The sequence below is a fragment of the Vogesella aquatica genome, assembly GCF_028548455.1.
Taxonomy (GTDB): domain Bacteria; phylum Pseudomonadota; class Gammaproteobacteria; order Burkholderiales; family Chromobacteriaceae; genus Vogesella; species Vogesella aquatica.
Map to the genome: position 1 here is coordinate 27,971 of NZ_JAQQLF010000030.1, position 17,271 is coordinate 45,241.

Here is a 17,271-nt window from a genome sequence, read left to right on the forward strand (position 1 = left end):
TAATACAAGCGGGTATTGACTCGGGTCAAACAGCAGGCAATGGCCACCACCGCCCGGGTGGCCGCCGCCAGGCCCGGGCGCAAAAACGCCCCGCCGTGCCAGGTACGAACGGGGCGCTGTCTTGCAAGGTTGGCCGCAGCTTAGTGCGATACCGCCTTCAGCATGTCTTCCACTACCTTTTTGGCGTCGCCGAACACCATCATGGTTTTGTCCATGTAGAACAGCTCGTTATCCAGGCCGGCGTAGCCCACGCTCATCGAGCGCTTCACCACGATCACGGTGCGTGCCTTGTGCGCTTCCAGAATCGGCATGCCGTAGATCGGGCTTTGCTTGTCTTTCTGCGCAGCGGGATTCACCACGTCGTTGGCGCCAATCACCAGTACCACGTCGGTGTTGGAGAAGTCGGAGTTGATCTCTTCCATCTCCTGCACCTGCTCGTACGGCACTTCGGCTTCGGCCAGCAGCACGTTCATGTGGCCCGGCATACGGCCCGCTACCGGGTGGATGGCGTAGCGTACGTTCACGCCCTTCTGGTGCAGCAGCTCGGCAAACTCCTGCAGCGCGTGCTGGGCGCGCGACACGGCCAGGCCGTAGCCGGGCACGATGATGACGCTGTCGGCGTTGCCCATCAGGAAGGTTGCGTCTTCGGCAGAACCGGACTTGTAGTTCTTCGGCCCGGTGTCGGCGCTACCGCCGCCACCCGCTTCGGCACCAAAGCCGCCCAGCAGCACGCTGACGATGGAACGGTTCATCGCCTTGCACATGATGTAGGACAGAATGGCACCGGACGAGCCCACGCAGGCGCCGGCAATGATCAGCACCGGGTTGTTCAGCGTAAAGCCGATACCCGCTGCCGCCCAGCCGGAGTAGCTGTTCAGCATGGACACCACCACCGGCATGTCGGCCCCGCCGATCGGGATGATCAGCGTCACGCCCAGCACCAGCGCAATGGCCACCATCATCAGGAAGGCGCCGTGGCTATCGGTCAGGAAGTACGCCACGCCAAAGCCCACCATGGCTAGCGCCAGTACCAGGTTCAGCAGGTGTTGGCCGCTGAAGTTCACTGCCTTGGCGCCAAACTTGCCGGACAGCTTGCCGTAGGCCACCACCGAGGCGGTGAAGGTAATGGCACCGATGAAGGCACCGATGAACAGCTCCACCTTTTGCACGCCGGTGTGCTCGACACCGGTGTGGAAGATGGCGGCCACGGCGATCAGCACCGCCGACAGGCCCACCAGCGAGTGCATGGCGGCCACCAGCTCGGGCATGCCGGTCATCTCGACGGTTTTGGCTTTGTACGCGCCAATGGCGCCACCGGCCACGATGGCACCGACAATCAGCGCCAGCACCGGCTTGTCCATGATCATGAAGGTGGTGGCCACGGCGATCAGCATGCCGATAATGCCGTAGCGGTTACCCTGGATCGCCGTGGTGGGCGAGGACAGGCCTTTCAGTGCCAGGATGAACAGCACGGCTGCCACCAGGTAAAGTACTGCGGATACGTTCTCCATCTGCTATGCCCCCTGTTTTTTCTTCTTCTTGAACATGTCGAGCATGCGCTGGGTGACCATGAAGCCACCGAAGATGTTGATACTGGCCAGGAAGATACCGATGGTGCCCAGCACCGATGTCACGGTGATCTGGCTACCATTGATGTCTACCACCTGCAGCATGGCGCCCACGATGATGATGCCGGAAATGGCATTGGTGACCGCCATCAGCGGGGTGTGCAGGGCCGGGGTAACGTTCCACACCACGTGGTAGCCCACGAACACGGCCAGAACGAAGATGGTGAAGCTGGAGATAAACGGGTCAACCATGATGGCACCTCCTAGTTGGCCGCAGGAAAGCGCACCTGGCCGTCGTGCGTCACCAGGGTGGCCGCCAGCAGGTCGTCTTCCAGATTAAGGGTAAAGCCTTCCTTGCTGAGCATCAGCGATAGGAAGGTGAGCAGGTTTTTGGCGTACAGGCTGGAGGCATCGGCCGCCAGCAGGCCCGGCAGGTTGTACAGGCCCACCACGCTCACGCCGTTATCGGTGCGATGTACCTCGCCCGGCACGGTCAGCTCACAGTTGCCACCCGCTTCGGCGGCAATGTCGATAATCACGCTGCCCGGCTTCATGGCGGCCACGATCTCGCGGCTGATCAGCGTCGGCGCCTTCTTGCCCGGAATCAGCGCCGTGGTGATGATGATGTCGGCCTGGCGCGCGTGCTTGGCCACCAGCTCGGCCTGACGACGCTTGTAGTCGTCCGACATTTCCTTGGCGTACACACCGTCGTTGGCTTTCTTCTCTTCCTCGCTCATCGGTACTTCGATGAACTTGCCACCCAGACTTTCCACCTGTTCTTTGGTAGACGGGCGCACGTCGGTGGCTTCCACCACCGCGCCCAGGCGCTTGGCGGTGGCAATGGCCTGCAAACCGGCTACCCCCACCCCCATGATCAGCACACGGGCCGGCTTCACGGTACCGGCCGCGGTCATCAGCATGGGCATGAAGCGCGGGTAGTAGTGCGTGGCCAGCAACACGGCACGGTAGCCGGCAATGTTGTTCTGGCTGGACAGCACGTCCATGCTCTGCGCCCGCGTGGTGCGCGGCAGCAGCTCCATGGCAAAGGCCGACACCTTGCGCGCTGCCAGCTGCGGGAAGGTGGTGTTCTGGAACGGGGCCAGCTGGCCAATCAGCACGGCGCCTTCTTTCAGCTCGGCAATAGCGTCTTCCGGCAGCGGGCGCACGGTCAGCACAATATCGCCCTGCGCCAGTACTGCGGCGCGCGACGCGGCCAGGGTGGCACCGGCTTCGGCATACGCCGCATCCGGCACGGCGGCCATATTGCCCGCCCCCGCCTCTACCACCACGGCATGGCCCATGGCGACGAGCTTTTTAACCGTTTCCGGTGTCGCGGCCACGCGGCTTTCACCTGCCAGCCTTTCGGCTGGAATAGCGATTTGCATGGTCTTCCTTTCTGCAAATGAATGAATGACAAATAAAAAATCTAAAGATAGCGAACGCCCGTGCGAGGCTTGATTTCGAACGAGCGTTTGAATTCTTACTACATCACGACTTTTGATTTGGCGCAATGCTTTTACATAAAAGCGACATGCCAAACGGGCTGCCATTGCACCAATGCCGTGCCATTGTTGTCATGAATACTGTCAGACAAGTACTTAATCAACTGATTTGAAATAACCTTTTAACATTTGTTGCATATGGCGCGGCCAACTGTGGCGTGGATTGCACGTTGTTGCGCTGCGACATTGCCATGGCCAGGGGAAGCACACACGCACCAGCATGGCGAAAAGACGCAGCAAAGCTGCATATTGCGGCGCAGCATATGCACCACAGTAGACAATCTTGTCCGACACTTTGTAAAGAAGGGTTTACGCTTAAGGGGTAATCCCTGTATCAAATGCAGCTAAATACTTACCGTATCAGGCAATTTCTGCAGTATGACGACAGTTTTGTAACGTACCCCGTTACGCCCTTTTCATGAAATGGAGCAAAAGCATGCATTGGCCATACCCACTAGGCTTTGCCCACCGGCTGGGGGGCGCGCTGGCACCGGAAAACACGCTGGCGGGGCTGTTGCTGGCGCACCGGCTGGGCGTCAGCGGGGTGGAGTGTGATGTGCAACTTAGCGCCGATGGCAAGGCGGTGATCGTGCACGACTACGCGCTGGAGCGCACCACCACCGGCAGTGGCGATGTGGCCGGGCAAACCATCGCCCAGCTGCACACGCTGGATGCCGGGCGTTACCACCACCTGGCTTTTGCCGGCGAGCCCTTGCCCACACTGGCGGCGCTGGCCGCGAAAAGCCGCAAGCTGGGTATGGCGGTAAACCTGGAGCTGAAACCCGCGCGCGAGCCCGCCGCCATGGCACGCGTCTGTGTGGCCGAAATCCAGGCGCTATGGCAAGGCGCGGCGCTGCCGCCTCTGCTATCGTCGTTCGATACGGCAGCATTGGCCGCGGCACAGTTGGCCGCACCGCAGCTACCCCGCGCCCTGCTGCTGGAAACCTTAGCGGAAGACAGCGTGGCGCAGGCCCGCGCACTGGGCTGCAGCGCCATACACGTGCACTACCGGGCGCTGGACGAGACCAGCGTACAGGCCCTGCACCAAGCCGGGCTGGCGGTGATGGCGTGGACGGTAAACCAGCTGGAAGACATGCAAAGGCTGCGCCACTGGGGGGTAAACATGCTGTGTACCGACCGGCCAGACCGGCTGGACCCCAGCTGGCTATAGGCCAGGCTGCGCCGCAGTCACGGGTGAATCACAACCTGCGGCTGACAAAAAAGCCTGCTTGCGTGGCAAACAGGCTGGGTCACCCACCAGGGCTGGCAATGGCCCCGCCCTAGGGCCGCAAGGCGTCGGCATCGTAGCCACAGCCCGGGGTACGCAAGCCTGGCATGGTACGCTCGCAGCGGCGGCTACGCGGTATCTGCCGGGTAGGGTCCAGCTGGCCGATAGCGCGCATACGCATAATGGCCATGGCCACATTGGCGCGGTAGGGGCCCCATGGCGACAGGCGGGAAAAAGCAATAAAGCCACCGTAGGATTTGACCTGCAAGGGCATCTGGCGCACGCGCTGCGCCAGTGACTCGGCCGCCAGCACGCTACGGCCGTGCAGCACCGGCGCAATCACCACATCCACCCGCCCGGCCACCAGTTTGCGCATGGATTCGGCCGTGTGCAGCGCCACGTCCTTTTGCAGCGAGGTGTCGCTGTCGAAACGGGCGAAATAGCGCCGGTCGTGCGTCACGCCCACCCGCAAGCCGGCCAGGTCTTCGTAGCGGGCGAGCGGCCGACGGTCATTGCTGCGCATGAAAAAGGCAATGCGCGAATCCTCCTCCAGCCCCGGCGAGAGAAAATCGATATACGCCACCCGCTCAGGCGTAGCCGCCATGCCCAGCGCCACATCGGCCTCCCCCCTTTGCATCAGCTGCAGGCAGCGGCTAAGCGAACACTCGATAAAGTGCGGCGTCGCGTCCAGCTGCTCGGCCAGCAGCCGCAAGATGTGCGCGTAGGGGCCCTGCGCCTCGCCATGGGCGTCCACCGTTTTCCACGGCGGCATCACGCTAAAGGCAATGTTCAGCACGGCAGGCTGTGCTGCCAGTACAGGCATGGCACAGCCTGCGGCCAACGTGATGGCCAGTAACAGACAGCGCAGGTTCACGGCAACGGCCTTATCGCCATCTCGGCGTCCGCTTTGGCCAGCAGGCGGCGAATAGTGCCGTCTTTCACCATGGCGGCCAACTGCTGCGACAACACGCCCTTCAGCTGCTGCGCCACTACCGAATGGCGCGAGATGGCAATGCGGCGCTGCCCGCCAAACTCGAACGACACCCGGGCCTGGCGGTACAGCCCGCGATAACGCGACTCGCGCAGCTCGCCCTGCGCCTGCAAAGCATTGATCAGCAGCACGTCAAAACGCTTGGCCAGCAGCTTGCGCAGCGCCATGTCTATGGTGGGAGCCGCATCGCGGCGCATGCGGTTATCGGCGTCAAACTGCGGGAAATAGTGCACCCCCTCGACCACCCCCACGCTCAGGGGTAGCAGGTCTTCATAGCGCTGCGGCACACGCGGGTCGTTACTGCGCTGCAGTACCACGGTGCGGCTGCCGGGGGCAAACGGCGGGTCGATAAACTCCAGGTAAGCATCACGATCCGGGCCACCCTTCACCCCGATGCTGATATCGGCGCTGCCGGTTTCCATCATGGCCAGTACGCGTTTGAGCGGCACCTGCTCGATCTCCAGCACCAGTTGGCTACGCCGCGCCAGCTCGCGGATGATGTCCACGTAGGCGCCGGCTGGGCGGCCAGCCGCATCCAGCACCTTGTAAGGTTCGGCGGTATTGAAGGCAAAGACTAGACGCTGAGCCTGGGCAGGCGGCGCCAGCATCACCAGCACAAGCAGGAAAAGGGGCATGAGTCGCGGTGCCGGCTGGTTAATAAAGTTGATAAATAGCGTGCTGCTTTAATACCACAACATTGTATCAACAATACACACGCCATCGTGCTGCAGACACCCTGCCAACACGTCAACGCCATACCACCTGCTCGTTCACGGCATACAGCCGGCACTCGCCCACGGCACGTTGCCGGCACAAGGCCAGTGCGCGCGACATAGCATCGTCGCCACTAGCCTGCCCCCAGTGGCCCATCCCGTCCATCGCGAAGGCGCGTGGCAATGGGCGCGCTAAAAAGCGCTGATAGTCCACGGCCTTCACCCTGGCCTGCGTCAGGGGAAGCGCCTCGCTATCGGCCACATTCCCCGCGGGCAAAGCAGGTGGTGGCCACAACGTCCCCGGCTGCGGCCAAGCCGAGCTTACCAGCAAGCGATCCAGCAACGGTTGCCACAGATCGTTACCGGCGGCAAACAAGGTATGGCCGTTGCTGCCAAATGCAGGTAATAGATGAAAATCCAGCCGACCACCGGCCACGCGGTAAGCCACTGCCCAGGCACTACTGTAAGCCGGGCCGAAGAACTGGTCGTTTTCGGTATACAGCCATAGCATCGGCACTCGCGCCTGCTTGCCCCAGTCGGCAAACTGCTGTTGCAAAGTGCCCGGCGAGCACGGTACGCCAGGATGGCGATCGGGGTCGCCACCACGCCCACCCGCAAAATTGATGGCCAGCTTCAAGCCTGGCCAATCCCGGCTGCTGGCGGCGGTTACCAGAAAGCCGCCGGCAGACTGCCCTACCAACAACCACGACGTAGTGCTGACCCAAGGTTGGCCGCGCATATAGTCGAAGGTGGCGCGCAGCTGCTGCAGCCCGGCCTCCACCGCCGGCTGCCACTGCGGCCGCTCGCACGAGCCGGCGTCTTCAGGGTCGCCCAGCGCGGCGCTCTGGCCGTAGCCCAGGCGGGTGGGCACTGCCACGGCAAATCCCTTGCGGACAAAGTAGCGGGCCGCTGACTCCAGCCGCTGACGAGCCGGCAAGACACGCTGCTCGGCGGTGACAGCCCGGCCATGGTTGAGGATGACCAACGGAAACGGGCCATCGCCATCAGGACGAAAAGTGGTGACGGTGAAAGGGGCCGAGAGCACGGCGCCGTGGCGGTCGCGCACCGTCACCGGCAACGCGACCACAGTCTCGTGCACATCGCGCATCAAAGGCAGCTCGGCCTCCGCCGGCACGCCCTGGGCCAGACACAGGACATGCCACAGCAGCAAGCCACCGATCACAATAACGCGCATCATGCCTCCCTGCCCGCGAGGGCGGTTTACTTACCGATGCAAAAACGGCTGAAGATCACGCCCAGCAAGTCGTCCGGCGTGAACTTGCCGGTGATTTCCGACAGGCTGTTCTGCGCCATGCGCAGCTCTTCGGCAAAAATTTCCACCATCTGCCAGTCGGCCTCGGCCAGGCCCAGGTGGTCGGCGGCGCGGGCGATCGCGTCCAGGTGGCGTTCGCGCGCCAGGAACACGCCTTCGCTGTCGCCACTGTAGCCGATCATCTCCAGCAGTAGCGCGCGCAGGTCGTCCACGCCGGCGTGGGTACGCGCCGACAGGTGTACCACCGGGTGGCCGTCCTGCTCGCTGCGGCCAACCTGGCCACCGGACAGGTCTACCTTGTTGAACACGTGTACGCGCGGCAAGCGCGGTGGCAGCTTGGCCAGAATGGCGTGCACCTCGGGCACCAGGCCATCGCGGCTATCGGCCAGCACCAGCGCCACGTCGGCGCGCTCCACCGCCTGCCAGGTGCGCTCGATGCCGATTTTTTCCACCACGTCGTTGGTATCGCGCAGGCCGGCGGTATCGATGATGTGCACCGGCACGCCGTCGATCACGATTTCCTCGCGCACGGTGTCGCGCGTGGTGCCGGCGATGTCGGTAACGATGGCGATGTCGTCGCCGGCCAGCGCGTTCATCAGGCTGGATTTGCCTACGTTAGGCTGGCCCACCAGCACCACGTGCATGCCCTCGCGCAGCAGCGCACCCTGTTTGGCGGTGGCCTGCACTTTTTGCAGTTGGCCGCGCAGGCGGCGCAGGCGCCCTACCGCGTCGGCCTTTTCCAGAAAGTCGATGTCTTCTTCGGGGAAGTCCAGCGTGGCCTCCACCAGCATGCGCAGGTTGATCAGCTCGTCCACCAGGGTGTGAATCTCGTGCGAGAAGGCGCCTTTCAGCGATTTGAGCGCGCTCTTGGCCGCACTCTCGCTGGCGGCGTCGATCAGGTCGGCCACGCTTTCGGCTTGTGCCAGGTCCAGCTTGTCGTTCAGGAAGGCACGCTTGGTGAACTCGCCCGGCTCGGCCAGGCGCGCGCCCAGTTGCAGGCAGCGGCTCACCAGCATCTTCATCACCACCGGGCCGCCGTGGCCCTGCAGCTCGATCACGTCTTCGCCGGTAAAGCTGTTGGGGCCGGGGAAGTACAGCAGCAGACCGTTGTCGATGGCGCTGCCGTCGGCAGCGTAAAAGTCGGTGTAGGTGGCGTAGCGCGGCTTGGGCGTTTTACCGCCGCTGATGGCCTGGGCAAAGGGCAGCAAGTCGCGGCCAGAGACGCGCACCACCCCCACGCCGCCGCGGCCTGGGGCGGTGGCAATGGCGCAGATGGTGCTGGGGGTGTAGCTGAAGCTCATGGGGTTTCCTTCAATTCTGGGGCCACGAAAACCACGAAAAGACACCCCAAACAGCCGGTCAGGCAGACCCTGGCAGACCGCTTTCGTGTTCTTTCGTGGGGTTCGTGGCAATAAGCATATTAGCCCGGTGGGTAACGCGGGCAGCAAAAAGCCCGGCCAAAAGGCCGGGCTGTGATTCTACCGTACAAGGTTGGCCGCAGATCAGGACTGCAGGGCCGCCTTGCGGGCTTTTTCGATGCTCTGGTTCACGTACCACTGCTGTGTGATGGACAGCAGGTTGTTCACTACCCAGTACAGCACCAGGCCGGCCGGGAAGAAGAAGAACATCACCGAGAAGGCAATCGGCATGATCTTCATCATCTTGGCCTGCATCGGGTCGGCCGGTGGCGGGTTCAGGAAGGTCTGGGCAAACATGGTAATGGCCATGATCAGCGGCAGCGCGTAGAACGGGTCCGGGCGGGCCAGATCGTGGATGTACAGCCATTCTGCCTGGCGCAGCTCTACCGACGCCAGCAGCGCCCAGTACAGGCCGATGAACACCGGAATCTGCACCAGCATAGGCAGGCAGCCACCCAGCGGGTTCACTTTCTCGGTTTTGTACATTTCCATCACGGCTTGCTGGAACTTCATGCGGTCGTCGCCGTACTGCTGCTTCAGGTTTTCCAGACGCGGTGCCAGCACCTTCATCTTGGCCATGGAGCGGTAGGAGGCGGCGGTCAGCGGGTAGAACACAGCCTTCACGGTGAGGGTGAGCAGGATGATCGCCCAGCCCCAGTTGTTCACCAGTGCGTGCAGCTTGGTCAGCAGCCAGAACAGCGGCGAGGCAAAGATATGCACCATGCCGTAGTCTTTGGCCAGGTCCAGGCCTTCGGCCACTTTGGTCACCGTGTTGTATTCCAGCGGGCCGGCGTACAGCGGCACGGTCAGCGAGGTGCTTTGGCCAGCAGCCACGGTCGGTACGGTTACCAGCGCGGCAGCCGAGTAGGCACCGTTCTTAGGCTCCAGCAGGAACTGGCAGCTCTGGGCATTGGCACATACCGGCTTGCCTTCCAGCGGTTTCAGGATCCAGGCGCTACCAAAGTAGTGCTGCACCATGCCTACCCAGCCGTTGTCGGCGTTCTTGGTGTATTCGCCCTTACCTTTGTCCAGGTCGTCAAACTTCACTTTCTGGAACTTGCCGTCGTGGGTATACACCGCCGGGCCGGTAAAGGTTTGTGCCATACGGCCTTCACCTTCCGGTGCCTTGCCGTCACGCAGCAGGCGGAAGTAAGCCGTGGTGGACAGCGGGGTGCTACCACCGTTGACGATGTCGTAACGCACGTCGATCAGGTAGCTGCCCTTCTTGAAGGTGTACACCTTGCTGACCTGCACACCGTTGGCCGCAGGGGCCGTCAGTTTCACTTCTACCTGGTCGCCAGCCAGCTGGTACTCGGCTTTTTCGGCGGCAAACACGGTTTTGTGGGTAGGCAGGGCGGCGTTGCCGGCGGCGATCAGGCCGGTTTGTGCCACGTACAGGCGCTCACCCTTGTCGGTGAACAGCTCGAAGCGCTTGGAGGCATCTACCGCGCCGTCGTGCTTGAGCAGCTGCAGGCTGCGCAGGTCGCCACCATTGGTGTCGATCTCGGCGCGCAGCACGTCGGTATTCACTACCACGCGCTGGCCTTTGACTGGCTTGGCACTGTCTGCCAGCTGGGCAGACGGTACGTCGGAATGGGGGGCTGCAGTGGCGGCAGCTTGTTGCTGCACAGCAGGCTTGGCGGGCGGCTTCGGCGCAAAGTATTCCTGCCACAGCAGCAGGATGCCGAAAGACAGCACGATAAAGATGATCAGTCGTTTGGAGTCCATCTCTCTTACCGGAAAGGTCAGGGAACCGGGTCATAACCGCTGCCGCCCCAAGGGTGGCAACGGCATATCCGTCGTGTCGCTAGCAGGCCGCCCTTGATGGCGCCGTGCTTTCTCAATGCTTCGATGGCGTAGGCCGAACAGGTGGGCTGATAACGGCAACGCGGCGGCAGCCAGGGGCTGATCGCCAGCTGGTAAAAGCGCACCAGAAGAATCAAGAATTTCGACATCGGGCTAGTTTAGCAAAGAGCGCAGCCAAAGCTGTGATTGCTTCGTGATATTCGTCGCGGTAATACGCCTGCCGGGAGCGGACAACAAAATCCATTGGCGGCAAAGCATGCTTGTTCAGACGGAACCACTCGCGCACCGTGCGCTTGATGTAGTTACGGCGATTGGCACGCTTGGCTACCTTCTTGCCTACCACCAGGCCCAGGCGCGCATGCGTCAGGCCGTTGGGCCGGGCATACACCTGGAACAGGTTATTACTGCGCGCGTTCCGCAAATGAAAAACGGATGAGAACTCATCCGTTTTTAAAAGCCGGTGCGCACGGCGAAATGTGTTGTCCAAGCGATTAAACGGCCAGACGCTTGCGGCCTTTAGCGCGACGGGCGGCCAGAACGGCACGACCACCACGGGTCTTGGAGCGAACGAGGAAGCCGTGAGTACGCTTGCGGCGGGTAGTAGAAGGCTGGTAAGTACGTTTCATGATGAAGTTTTCCTGTTTCGAAACGGAAATAAACGCGTGATTACACAGATAAATCCATGTTTTGTCAACCTTTGCCACCCAGAAGCACGTCAATAGCCTGCAGGCAGCGCGGGAAAGCGCACATTATAGAGACACAACAGCCCGCCCATGGTGGGTAAAGTGCTGTACAAATTTTTTGCAGTGCTGTGGATAACTTTGCGCAAAAGCCGTAGAATAGCCAGCTGAAAACCTGCCTGTTGCCGTGCCCAGTAAAAGCGAATCCCCTGCACGGCTACCTGATACAGGCAAGGCTAGCCAGCCCAACCCAACAATGACTGCCGGTGCCGCTTGCCGTCAGCCACTCCCGCCGCCCCCTGACCAGCTGTCCGTTTGCGGCGGGATTTTGTTTTTAATGACTTTGATGACTGAACCGGAACACTTCTGGGCCACGTGCCTGACGCGTCTGGAGGAAGAACTTTCCTCGCAGCAATTCAATACCTGGATCCGCCCTCTGGCCGCCGAGCCGACAGAGGAGGCACTGGTATTGTACGCACCCAACCGTTTCATCCTGCAGTTCATCAAAGACCGCTTCCTGGCGCGTATTGAAGAGCTGGCCATCGAGCTGCTGGGCGAAACGCCGGTAGAGCTGCGCATAGGCGCGCCCGCCGGTGCTACCCCGGCCCCGGTCACGCCACCCAAAGCCACCCCGCGTGGCCAGGGCAGCGCACCTGCGGCCAACCCTGCCGCCAGCGATAGCAAAACCGACGCGCGCCCGGCCAGCAACCCCAGCGTAGCCGCCAGCCCCAAGCAAACCGCGCTGAAAGCCATTGGCGGTGGCCACGAAAGTACCCGCCTGAACCCGGCGTTTACCTTCGATACCCTGGTGACCGGTAAAGGTAACCAGCTGGCGCGCGCCGCCGCGCTGCAAATTGCCGAAAACCCGGGCGACCCGGCCTACAACCCGCTGTTTGTGTACGGTGGCGTGGGCCTGGGTAAGACCCACTTGATACAAGCCATCGGCAACCACGTTTACCAGAAAAACCCGCAGGCCAAGATTCGTTATATCCACGCCGAACGCTACGTAGCCGACATCATGCGCGCCTACCAGCACAAGGCCTTTGACGAGTTCAAGCGCTACTACCACAGCCTGGACCTGCTGCTGATCGACGACATCCAGTTCTTTGCCGGCAAAAACCGCACCCAGGAAGAATTCTTCTACGCCTTTAACGCGCTGATCGAGGGTGGCAAGCAGGTGATCATGACCTGCGACAGCTACCCCAAACAGATAGAAGGTATGGAAGAGCGCCTGATCTCGCGCTTTAGCTGGGGCCTGACGGTAGAAATCCAGCCGCCGGAGCTGGAAATGCGCGTGGCCATTCTGATGAAAAAGGCCGAAGCCGATAACACCAAGCTGGACCACAACGTAGCCTTCTTTATTGCCCAGAACGTGCGCAGCAACGTGCGCGAGCTGGAAGGCGCACTGAAGCGCGTGGTGGCCTACGCCCGCTTTACCAGCCAGCCCATCACCATGGAGCTGGTGAAAGAAGCGCTGAAAGACATTCTGGCCGCAGGCAACCGCCAGGTCACCGTGGACGCCATCCAGAAAACGGTGGCCGAGTACTACAAGATCAAGCTGTCCGACATGCACAGCAAAAAGCGCAGCCGCGATATCGCGCGCCCGCGCCAGGTCGCCATGGCGCTGGCCAAAGAGCTGACCTCGCTGAGCCTGCCGAACATTGGCGACGCCTTTGGCGGCCGCGACCACACCACCGTGCTGCACGCCTGCAAAACCATTGCAGAAATGCGCGGTAGTGACGCGGACATCGCCCACGATTACGATACGCTGCTCTCCATGCTGCGTAACTGAACCTTTTCATAACGACCTGTAACCCCGGGAGTCCGCACATGCTGATTCTGCAAGCCGAACGCGATGCACTGCTCAAACCCCTGCTGGCTGTGACCGGCATCGTAGAGCGTCGCCACACCCTGCCTATCCTCTCCAACGTACTGATCGAGAAAAAGGCAGACGCGGTAAGCTTTCTGGCCACCGACCTGGAAATCCAGATCACCACGGCCAGCCCCGACGACATCGCCGGCGAAGCCTTCCGCCTGACTACCTCGGCCAAAAAGCTGCAGGACATCCTGCGCGCGATCCCCGACAAGACCACCGTTACGCTGGAACAGCAAGACGGCCGCCTGATGCTGAAAGCCGGCAAAAGCCGCTTCAACCTGCAAACCCTGCCGGCGGACGACTTTCCGCTGCTGTCGGCCGCCAGCGCCGCCGAAGCCAGCTTCAGCCTGGCCCAGCGCGACCTGAAGCGCCTGATCGCCCAGGTACAGTACGCCATGGCCGTGCAGGACATCCGCTACTACCTGAACGGCCTGCTGCTGCAAACCGAAGGCAACCAGGTACGCCTGATCGCCACCGACGGCCACCGCCTGGCCTTTGCCAGTGCCGAGATTGCGGCCAACCTGGCCAAGAGCGAAGTGATCCTGCCGCGCAAAACCATCGTAGAGCTGTACAAGCTGCTGCAGGATAGCGACGAGCAGATCAACGTGGAGCTGCTGTCCAACCAGGTGCGCTTCAGCTTTGGCAGCACCGTGATCATCAGCAAAATCGTGGACGGCAAGTTCCCCGACTACAACCGCGTGATCCCGCTGGACAACAACAACATCTTCCTGCTGGAACGCGTGACCTTCCTGCAGGCGCTACAACGCGCAGCCATCCTGGCCAACGAGAAATTCCGCGGCGTACGGCTGGTACTGCGCCCGGGCACCATGTCCATCCTGTGTACCAACAGCGAGCAGGAAGAAGCCGAAGAAGAGCTGGAAATCGCCTACCAGGGCGCCGAGCTGGAAATCGGCTTCAACATCAACTACCTGCTGGACGTGCTGACCAACCTACCGGCTGAAACCGTGCAGCTCGCCTTTGGCGACGCCGTACGCGCCGTGCTGGTAACCATCCCGGACAACGCAACCTTCAAATACGTTGTGATGCCAATGCGCATCTGACACCCGCCTGCCCTGCCCCGTGCAGGGCCAGCGGCGGCGGCCACCAGCCTAAGGTTGGCCGCCAGCATGGGGGCAGCTGCCCCGAACGAACAGAAACAAGAGTGGGTTTATGAGCGAACAGGAATACGGCGCGGACAGCATCAAGGTACTAAAAGGTCTGGACGCAGTGCGCAAGCGCCCCGGCATGTACATTGGCGACACGCAGGACGGCACCGGCCTGCACCACATGGTGTTCGAAGTACTGGACAACGCCATTGACGAGGCGCTGGCCGGCCACGCCGACACCATCAAAGTCACCATCCACCCGGATCAGTCCATCTCGGTGGAAGACAACGGCCGCGGTATCCCTACCGACATACACCCGGAAGAAGGCCGCTCGGCAGCCGAGGTCATCATGACCATCCTGCACGCCGGCGGTAAGTTCGACAGCAACAGCTACAAGATCTCCGGCGGCCTGCACGGCGTGGGCGTATCGGTAGTAAACGCGCTGTCCGACTGGCTCAAGCTGAAAATCTGGCGTAACGGCCAGGTACACGAAATGGAATTCCGCCGTGGCGAAGCCGTGGCCCCGCTGACCATGACCGGGCACACCACCCACCGTGGCACCGAGGTGACCTTCCACGCCAGCGAAGAAACCTTCGGCCACGTAGAGTTCCACTTCGACATTCTGGCCAAGCGCATCCGCGAGCTGTCGTTCCTGAACGACGGCGTGGCCATTACCCTGATCGACAAGCGCAACGGCAAAGAAGAGAACTTTGCCTTTAGCGGCGGCGTAGCCGGCTTCGTGCAGTACATGAACCGCAACAAAAACGCCCTGCACCCCAAAGTGTTCTACGGCATTGGCGAAAAAGAAGGCATGACCGTAGAAGTAGCCATGCAGTGGAACGACAGCTACCAGGAAAACGTGCAGTGCTTCACCAACAACATCCCGCAGCGCGACGGTGGTAGCCACCTTACCGCCCTGCGCCAGGTGATGACGCGCACCCTGAACGGCTACATCGAACAAAGCGAAGTGGCCAAAAAAGCCAAGGTGGACACCACCGGCGACGACATGCGCGAAGGCCTGACCTGCGTGCTGTCGGTAAAGCTGCCCGACCCCAAATTCAGCAGCCAGACCAAAGACAAACTGGTCTCCAGCGAAATCGGCCCCGTGGTAAACGAAGTCATCAGCGAAGCCCTGAAAAACTTCCTGATGGAAAACCCCAACGAAGCCAAAATCATTACCGGCAAGATCGTGGAAGCCGCCCGCGCCCGCGAAGCCGCCCGCAAAGCCCGCGAAATCACCCGCCGCAAAGGCGTGATGGACGGCCTGGGCCTGCCCGGCAAGCTGGCCGACTGCCAGGAAAAAGACCCGGCCATGTCCGAACTTTACCTGGTCGAGGGTGACTCCGCCGGCGGCTCTGCCAAGCAAGGCCGCGACCGCAAGTTCCAGGCCATCCTGCCGCTAAAAGGCAAGATCCTGAACGTAGAACGCGCCCGCTTCGACAAAATGCTGCAAAGCCAGGAAGTCGCCACCCTGATTACCGCCCTGGGCTGCGGCATTGGCAAAGACGAATACAACCCGGACAAGCTGCGCTACCACCGCATCATCATCATGACCGATGCCGACGTGGACGGCGCGCACATCCGCACCCTGCTGCTGACCTTCTTCTACCGCCAGACCCCCGAGCTGGTAGAGCGTGGCCACATCTACATCGCCCAGCCGCCGCTGTACAAAGCCAAGCACGGCAAGCAGGAACGCTACCTGAAAGACGATTTCGAGCTCAACCAGTACCTGCTACAGCTGGCGCTGGACAAAGCCGAGCTCACCCCCGCCGCCGGCGAAGCCCCGCTTAGCGGCGACGCCCTGGGTGAAATCGCCCGCCAGTACCTGCAAGCCCGCGCCGCCATCGACCGCGAAAGCCGCGTAGTAGACCCGCTGGTACTGCACGCCCTGATGAAGGTTGGCCGCATCAGCCTGGATAGCGAAAGCGCCGCCGCCGCCGCCGTACAGCGCCTGGCCGCCGTACTGCCGGCCGAGCTCATCAAGCTGGACGCCCTGCGCGACGAGAAAAACGATGCCTGGCTCATCAAGATCACCCGCATGCTGCACGGCAACGTGCTGGTCACCGTGCTGGACCAGGACTTTTTGGCCACCGCCGACTACGACGTACTGGCCAAAACCGGCGACATGCTGCACGGCCTGCTGCGCGACGGCGCCCAGGTAAAACGCGGCGAAACGGTAAAACCGGTAAGCGAATTTGGCGACGCGCTAGACTGGCTGCTGGGCGAAACCCGCAAAGGCCTGTCCATCCAGCGCTACAAAGGCCTGGGCGAAATGAACCCCGGCCAGCTGTGGGAAACCACCATGGACCCGACAGTACGCCGCCTGCTGAAAGTAAAAATCGAAGACGCCATGGCCGCCGACGACGTGTTTACCACCCTGATGGGCGACAACGTCGAACCACGCCGCGCGTTTATCGAGAGCAATGCGTTGATTGCGCGGAATATTGATGTGTAAAAATGTAGGATCCCACGAATATCTAGATTTTTCCCACTTTTCTAGATTTTTGGGATTCGGCTCGCTGTACTTAGCTTAGCAAATGGCCTCCAGTTTTGGAGGCCATTTTCATTCCCTACTAGCCGATGGGAAATACAGCCATGGTGGTAGCGGGGCCGCTTATCGGCCTTAGCGGTCTGTCACCCTATCAGCCTTGAGAGTCTACTCAAGGTCACACACCAGCCATTTCCCTGTCCCCAGCACCGAGTGGCAGCTTCCTGCAACGGTATATGCGAACTCCCGATTCGAAGCTGAAGTTTACGCCGGCCAGCGAAATTGGCCGCTTTGCATCGAATCCACGCTTATCACCATATAGTCGATAACTGATAGTACTGTAATGAAGTGATTCAAATTTCCGTAGCTGCAACCTCAACAAATTCGGGCTGTACAACTTCCACAGGCTCCAAGAATCTTTTCAATGCTTCTTGTTGTTCTAATAGGAAGGGGGCATTTTTGACCTTGCCGTGAAGGTTCAAAAGACGCTTCTCAGCTCTGATCAGGGCGTGTACTGAATTTTGTGTAAACGGACATTTGGCAGGAAACTGCTACCTAGTCTGGAGGCACAATGAGCTCGAAAAATCACAACGTACCTGACGCACTACTGGACAGCTTGCTG

General features: G+C 61.2%; 15 protein-coding genes. 4 read left to right on the forward strand and 11 right to left on the reverse strand.

Annotated elements, in window-relative coordinates; translation table 11 throughout:
- Window positions 1-140: 140 nt before the first annotated feature.
- From PQU95_RS17685 to PQU95_RS17695, 3 genes are read right to left on the reverse strand one after another with little or no spacing between them, the layout of a single operon-like run.
- Window positions 141-1,511, reverse strand: coding sequence for an NAD(P)(+) transhydrogenase (Re/Si-specific) subunit beta (locus tag PQU95_RS17685; RefSeq protein ID WP_272753230.1), 1,371 nt, complete (start codon window positions 1,509-1,511; stop codon window positions 141-143).
- 3 nt (window positions 1,512-1,514) lie between these two features.
- Window positions 1,515-1,820 (reverse strand): proton-translocating transhydrogenase family protein, encoded by a 306-nt coding sequence (locus PQU95_RS17690; protein ID WP_227301921.1) that lies wholly within the window; start codon window positions 1,818-1,820, stop codon window positions 1,515-1,517.
- Between the two features lie 11 nt (window positions 1,821-1,831).
- Window positions 1,832-2,953, reverse strand: coding sequence for a Re/Si-specific NAD(P)(+) transhydrogenase subunit alpha (locus PQU95_RS17695; RefSeq protein WP_272753231.1), 1,122 nt, complete (start codon window positions 2,951-2,953; stop codon window positions 1,832-1,834).
- Between the two features lie 553 nt (window positions 2,954-3,506).
- Here PQU95_RS17695 and ugpQ point away from each other — a divergent pair.
- Window positions 3,507-4,241 (forward strand): glycerophosphodiester phosphodiesterase, encoded by a 735-nt coding sequence (ugpQ, locus tag PQU95_RS17700; RefSeq protein WP_272753232.1) that lies wholly within the window; start codon window positions 3,507-3,509, stop codon window positions 4,239-4,241.
- A 109-nt stretch (window positions 4,242-4,350) separates the two neighbouring features.
- On the opposite strand, the gene PQU95_RS17705 is transcribed toward ugpQ, so the two are convergent.
- From PQU95_RS17705 to rpmH, 8 genes are all read right to left on the reverse strand, one after another.
- Window positions 4,351-5,172, reverse strand: coding sequence for a substrate-binding periplasmic protein (locus PQU95_RS17705; protein WP_272753233.1), 822 nt, complete (start codon window positions 5,170-5,172; stop codon window positions 4,351-4,353).
- On the reverse strand, window positions 5,169-5,924 hold the full coding sequence (locus PQU95_RS17710) for a substrate-binding periplasmic protein (protein ID WP_272753234.1): 756 nt from the start codon (window positions 5,922-5,924) through the stop codon (window positions 5,169-5,171). Before PQU95_RS17710 ends, PQU95_RS17705 begins: the two co-directional genes overlap by 4 nt.
- 112 nt (window positions 5,925-6,036) lie before the next feature.
- The gene (locus PQU95_RS17715) at window positions 6,037-7,200 is read right to left on the reverse strand and encodes a dienelactone hydrolase family protein (protein WP_272753235.1); all 1,164 of its coding nucleotides are present in this window, start codon (window positions 7,198-7,200) and stop codon (window positions 6,037-6,039) included.
- A gap of 23 nt (window positions 7,201-7,223) precedes the next feature.
- Window positions 7,224-8,576: a tRNA uridine-5-carboxymethylaminomethyl(34) synthesis GTPase MnmE gene (gene mnmE / locus PQU95_RS17720; protein ID WP_272753236.1), complete on the reverse strand. Its 1,353-nt coding sequence runs from the start codon at window positions 8,574-8,576 to the stop codon at window positions 7,224-7,226.
- A gap of 201 nt (window positions 8,577-8,777) precedes the next feature.
- The gene (gene yidC, locus PQU95_RS17725; RefSeq protein ID WP_272753237.1) at window positions 8,778-10,421 is read right to left on the reverse strand and encodes a membrane protein insertase YidC; all 1,644 of its coding nucleotides are present in this window, start codon (window positions 10,419-10,421) and stop codon (window positions 8,778-8,780) included.
- 17 nt (window positions 10,422-10,438) lie between these two features.
- A complete protein-coding gene (gene yidD, locus PQU95_RS17730) occupies window positions 10,439-10,648 on the reverse strand; it encodes a membrane protein insertion efficiency factor YidD (protein WP_081600700.1) in 210 nt (69 codons plus the stop codon).
- Complete coding sequence (rnpA, locus tag PQU95_RS17735) at window positions 10,633-10,986, reverse strand: ribonuclease P protein component (RefSeq protein ID WP_081600701.1); 354 nt, start codon at window positions 10,984-10,986, stop codon at window positions 10,633-10,635. The genes yidD and rnpA overlap by 16 nt, the downstream gene beginning before the upstream one ends.
- 4 nt (window positions 10,987-10,990) lie before the next feature.
- On the reverse strand, window positions 10,991-11,125 hold the full coding sequence (rpmH, locus tag PQU95_RS17740) for a 50S ribosomal protein L34 (protein WP_008955801.1): 135 nt from the start codon (window positions 11,123-11,125) through the stop codon (window positions 10,991-10,993).
- A gap of 400 nt (window positions 11,126-11,525) precedes the next feature.
- On the opposite strand from rpmH, the gene dnaA reads away from it, so the two are divergent.
- From dnaA to gyrB, 3 genes are all read left to right on the forward strand, one after another.
- The gene (gene dnaA, locus PQU95_RS17745) at window positions 11,526-12,971 is read left to right on the forward strand and encodes a chromosomal replication initiator protein DnaA (protein ID WP_272753239.1); all 1,446 of its coding nucleotides are present in this window, start codon (window positions 11,526-11,528) and stop codon (window positions 12,969-12,971) included.
- Window positions 12,972-13,009: 38 nt separating this feature from the next.
- Window positions 13,010-14,116, forward strand: a complete 1,107-nt coding sequence (dnaN, locus tag PQU95_RS17750) for a DNA polymerase III subunit beta (protein ID WP_017510175.1) — start codon at window positions 13,010-13,012, stop codon at window positions 14,114-14,116.
- A gap of 109 nt (window positions 14,117-14,225) precedes the next feature.
- Window positions 14,226-16,616, forward strand: coding sequence for a DNA topoisomerase (ATP-hydrolyzing) subunit B (gene gyrB / locus PQU95_RS17755; protein WP_272753238.1), 2,391 nt, complete (start codon window positions 14,226-14,228; stop codon window positions 16,614-16,616).
- Window positions 16,617-17,271: the final 655 nt, after the last annotated feature.

Excerpts from the sequence above, each read along its gene's own strand:
- ugpQ (WP_272753232.1), top strand. The coding sequence starts at position 3,507 with ATGCATTGGCCATACCCACTAGGCTTTGCCCACCGGCTGGGGGGCGCG.
- rpmH (WP_008955801.1), bottom strand. The coding sequence starts at position 11,125 with ATGAAACGTACTTACCAGCCTTCTACTACCCGCCGCAAGCGTACTCAC.
- PQU95_RS17695 (WP_272753231.1), bottom strand. The coding sequence starts at position 2,953 with ATGCAAATCGCTATTCCAGCCGAAAGGCTGGCAGGTGAAAGCCGCGTG.
- yidC (WP_272753237.1), bottom strand. The coding sequence starts at position 10,421 with ATGGACTCCAAACGACTGATCATCTTTATCGTGCTGTCTTTCGGCATC.
- dnaN (WP_017510175.1), top strand. The coding sequence starts at position 13,010 with ATGCTGATTCTGCAAGCCGAACGCGATGCACTGCTCAAACCCCTGCTG.
- PQU95_RS17710 (WP_272753234.1), bottom strand. The coding sequence starts at position 5,924 with ATGCCCCTTTTCCTGCTTGTGCTGGTGATGCTGGCGCCGCCTGCCCAG.
- dnaA (WP_272753239.1), top strand. The coding sequence starts at position 11,526 with ATGACTGAACCGGAACACTTCTGGGCCACGTGCCTGACGCGTCTGGAG.
- PQU95_RS17690 (WP_227301921.1), bottom strand. The coding sequence starts at position 1,820 with ATGGTTGACCCGTTTATCTCCAGCTTCACCATCTTCGTTCTGGCCGTG.
- yidD (WP_081600700.1), bottom strand. The coding sequence starts at position 10,648 with ATGTCGAAATTCTTGATTCTTCTGGTGCGCTTTTACCAGCTGGCGATC.
- PQU95_RS17685 (WP_272753230.1), bottom strand. The coding sequence starts at position 1,511 with ATGGAGAACGTATCCGCAGTACTTTACCTGGTGGCAGCCGTGCTGTTC.
- gyrB (WP_272753238.1), top strand. The coding sequence starts at position 14,226 with ATGAGCGAACAGGAATACGGCGCGGACAGCATCAAGGTACTAAAAGGT.
- PQU95_RS17715 (WP_272753235.1), bottom strand. The coding sequence starts at position 7,200 with ATGATGCGCGTTATTGTGATCGGTGGCTTGCTGCTGTGGCATGTCCTG.
- mnmE (WP_272753236.1), bottom strand. The coding sequence starts at position 8,576 with ATGAGCTTCAGCTACACCCCCAGCACCATCTGCGCCATTGCCACCGCC.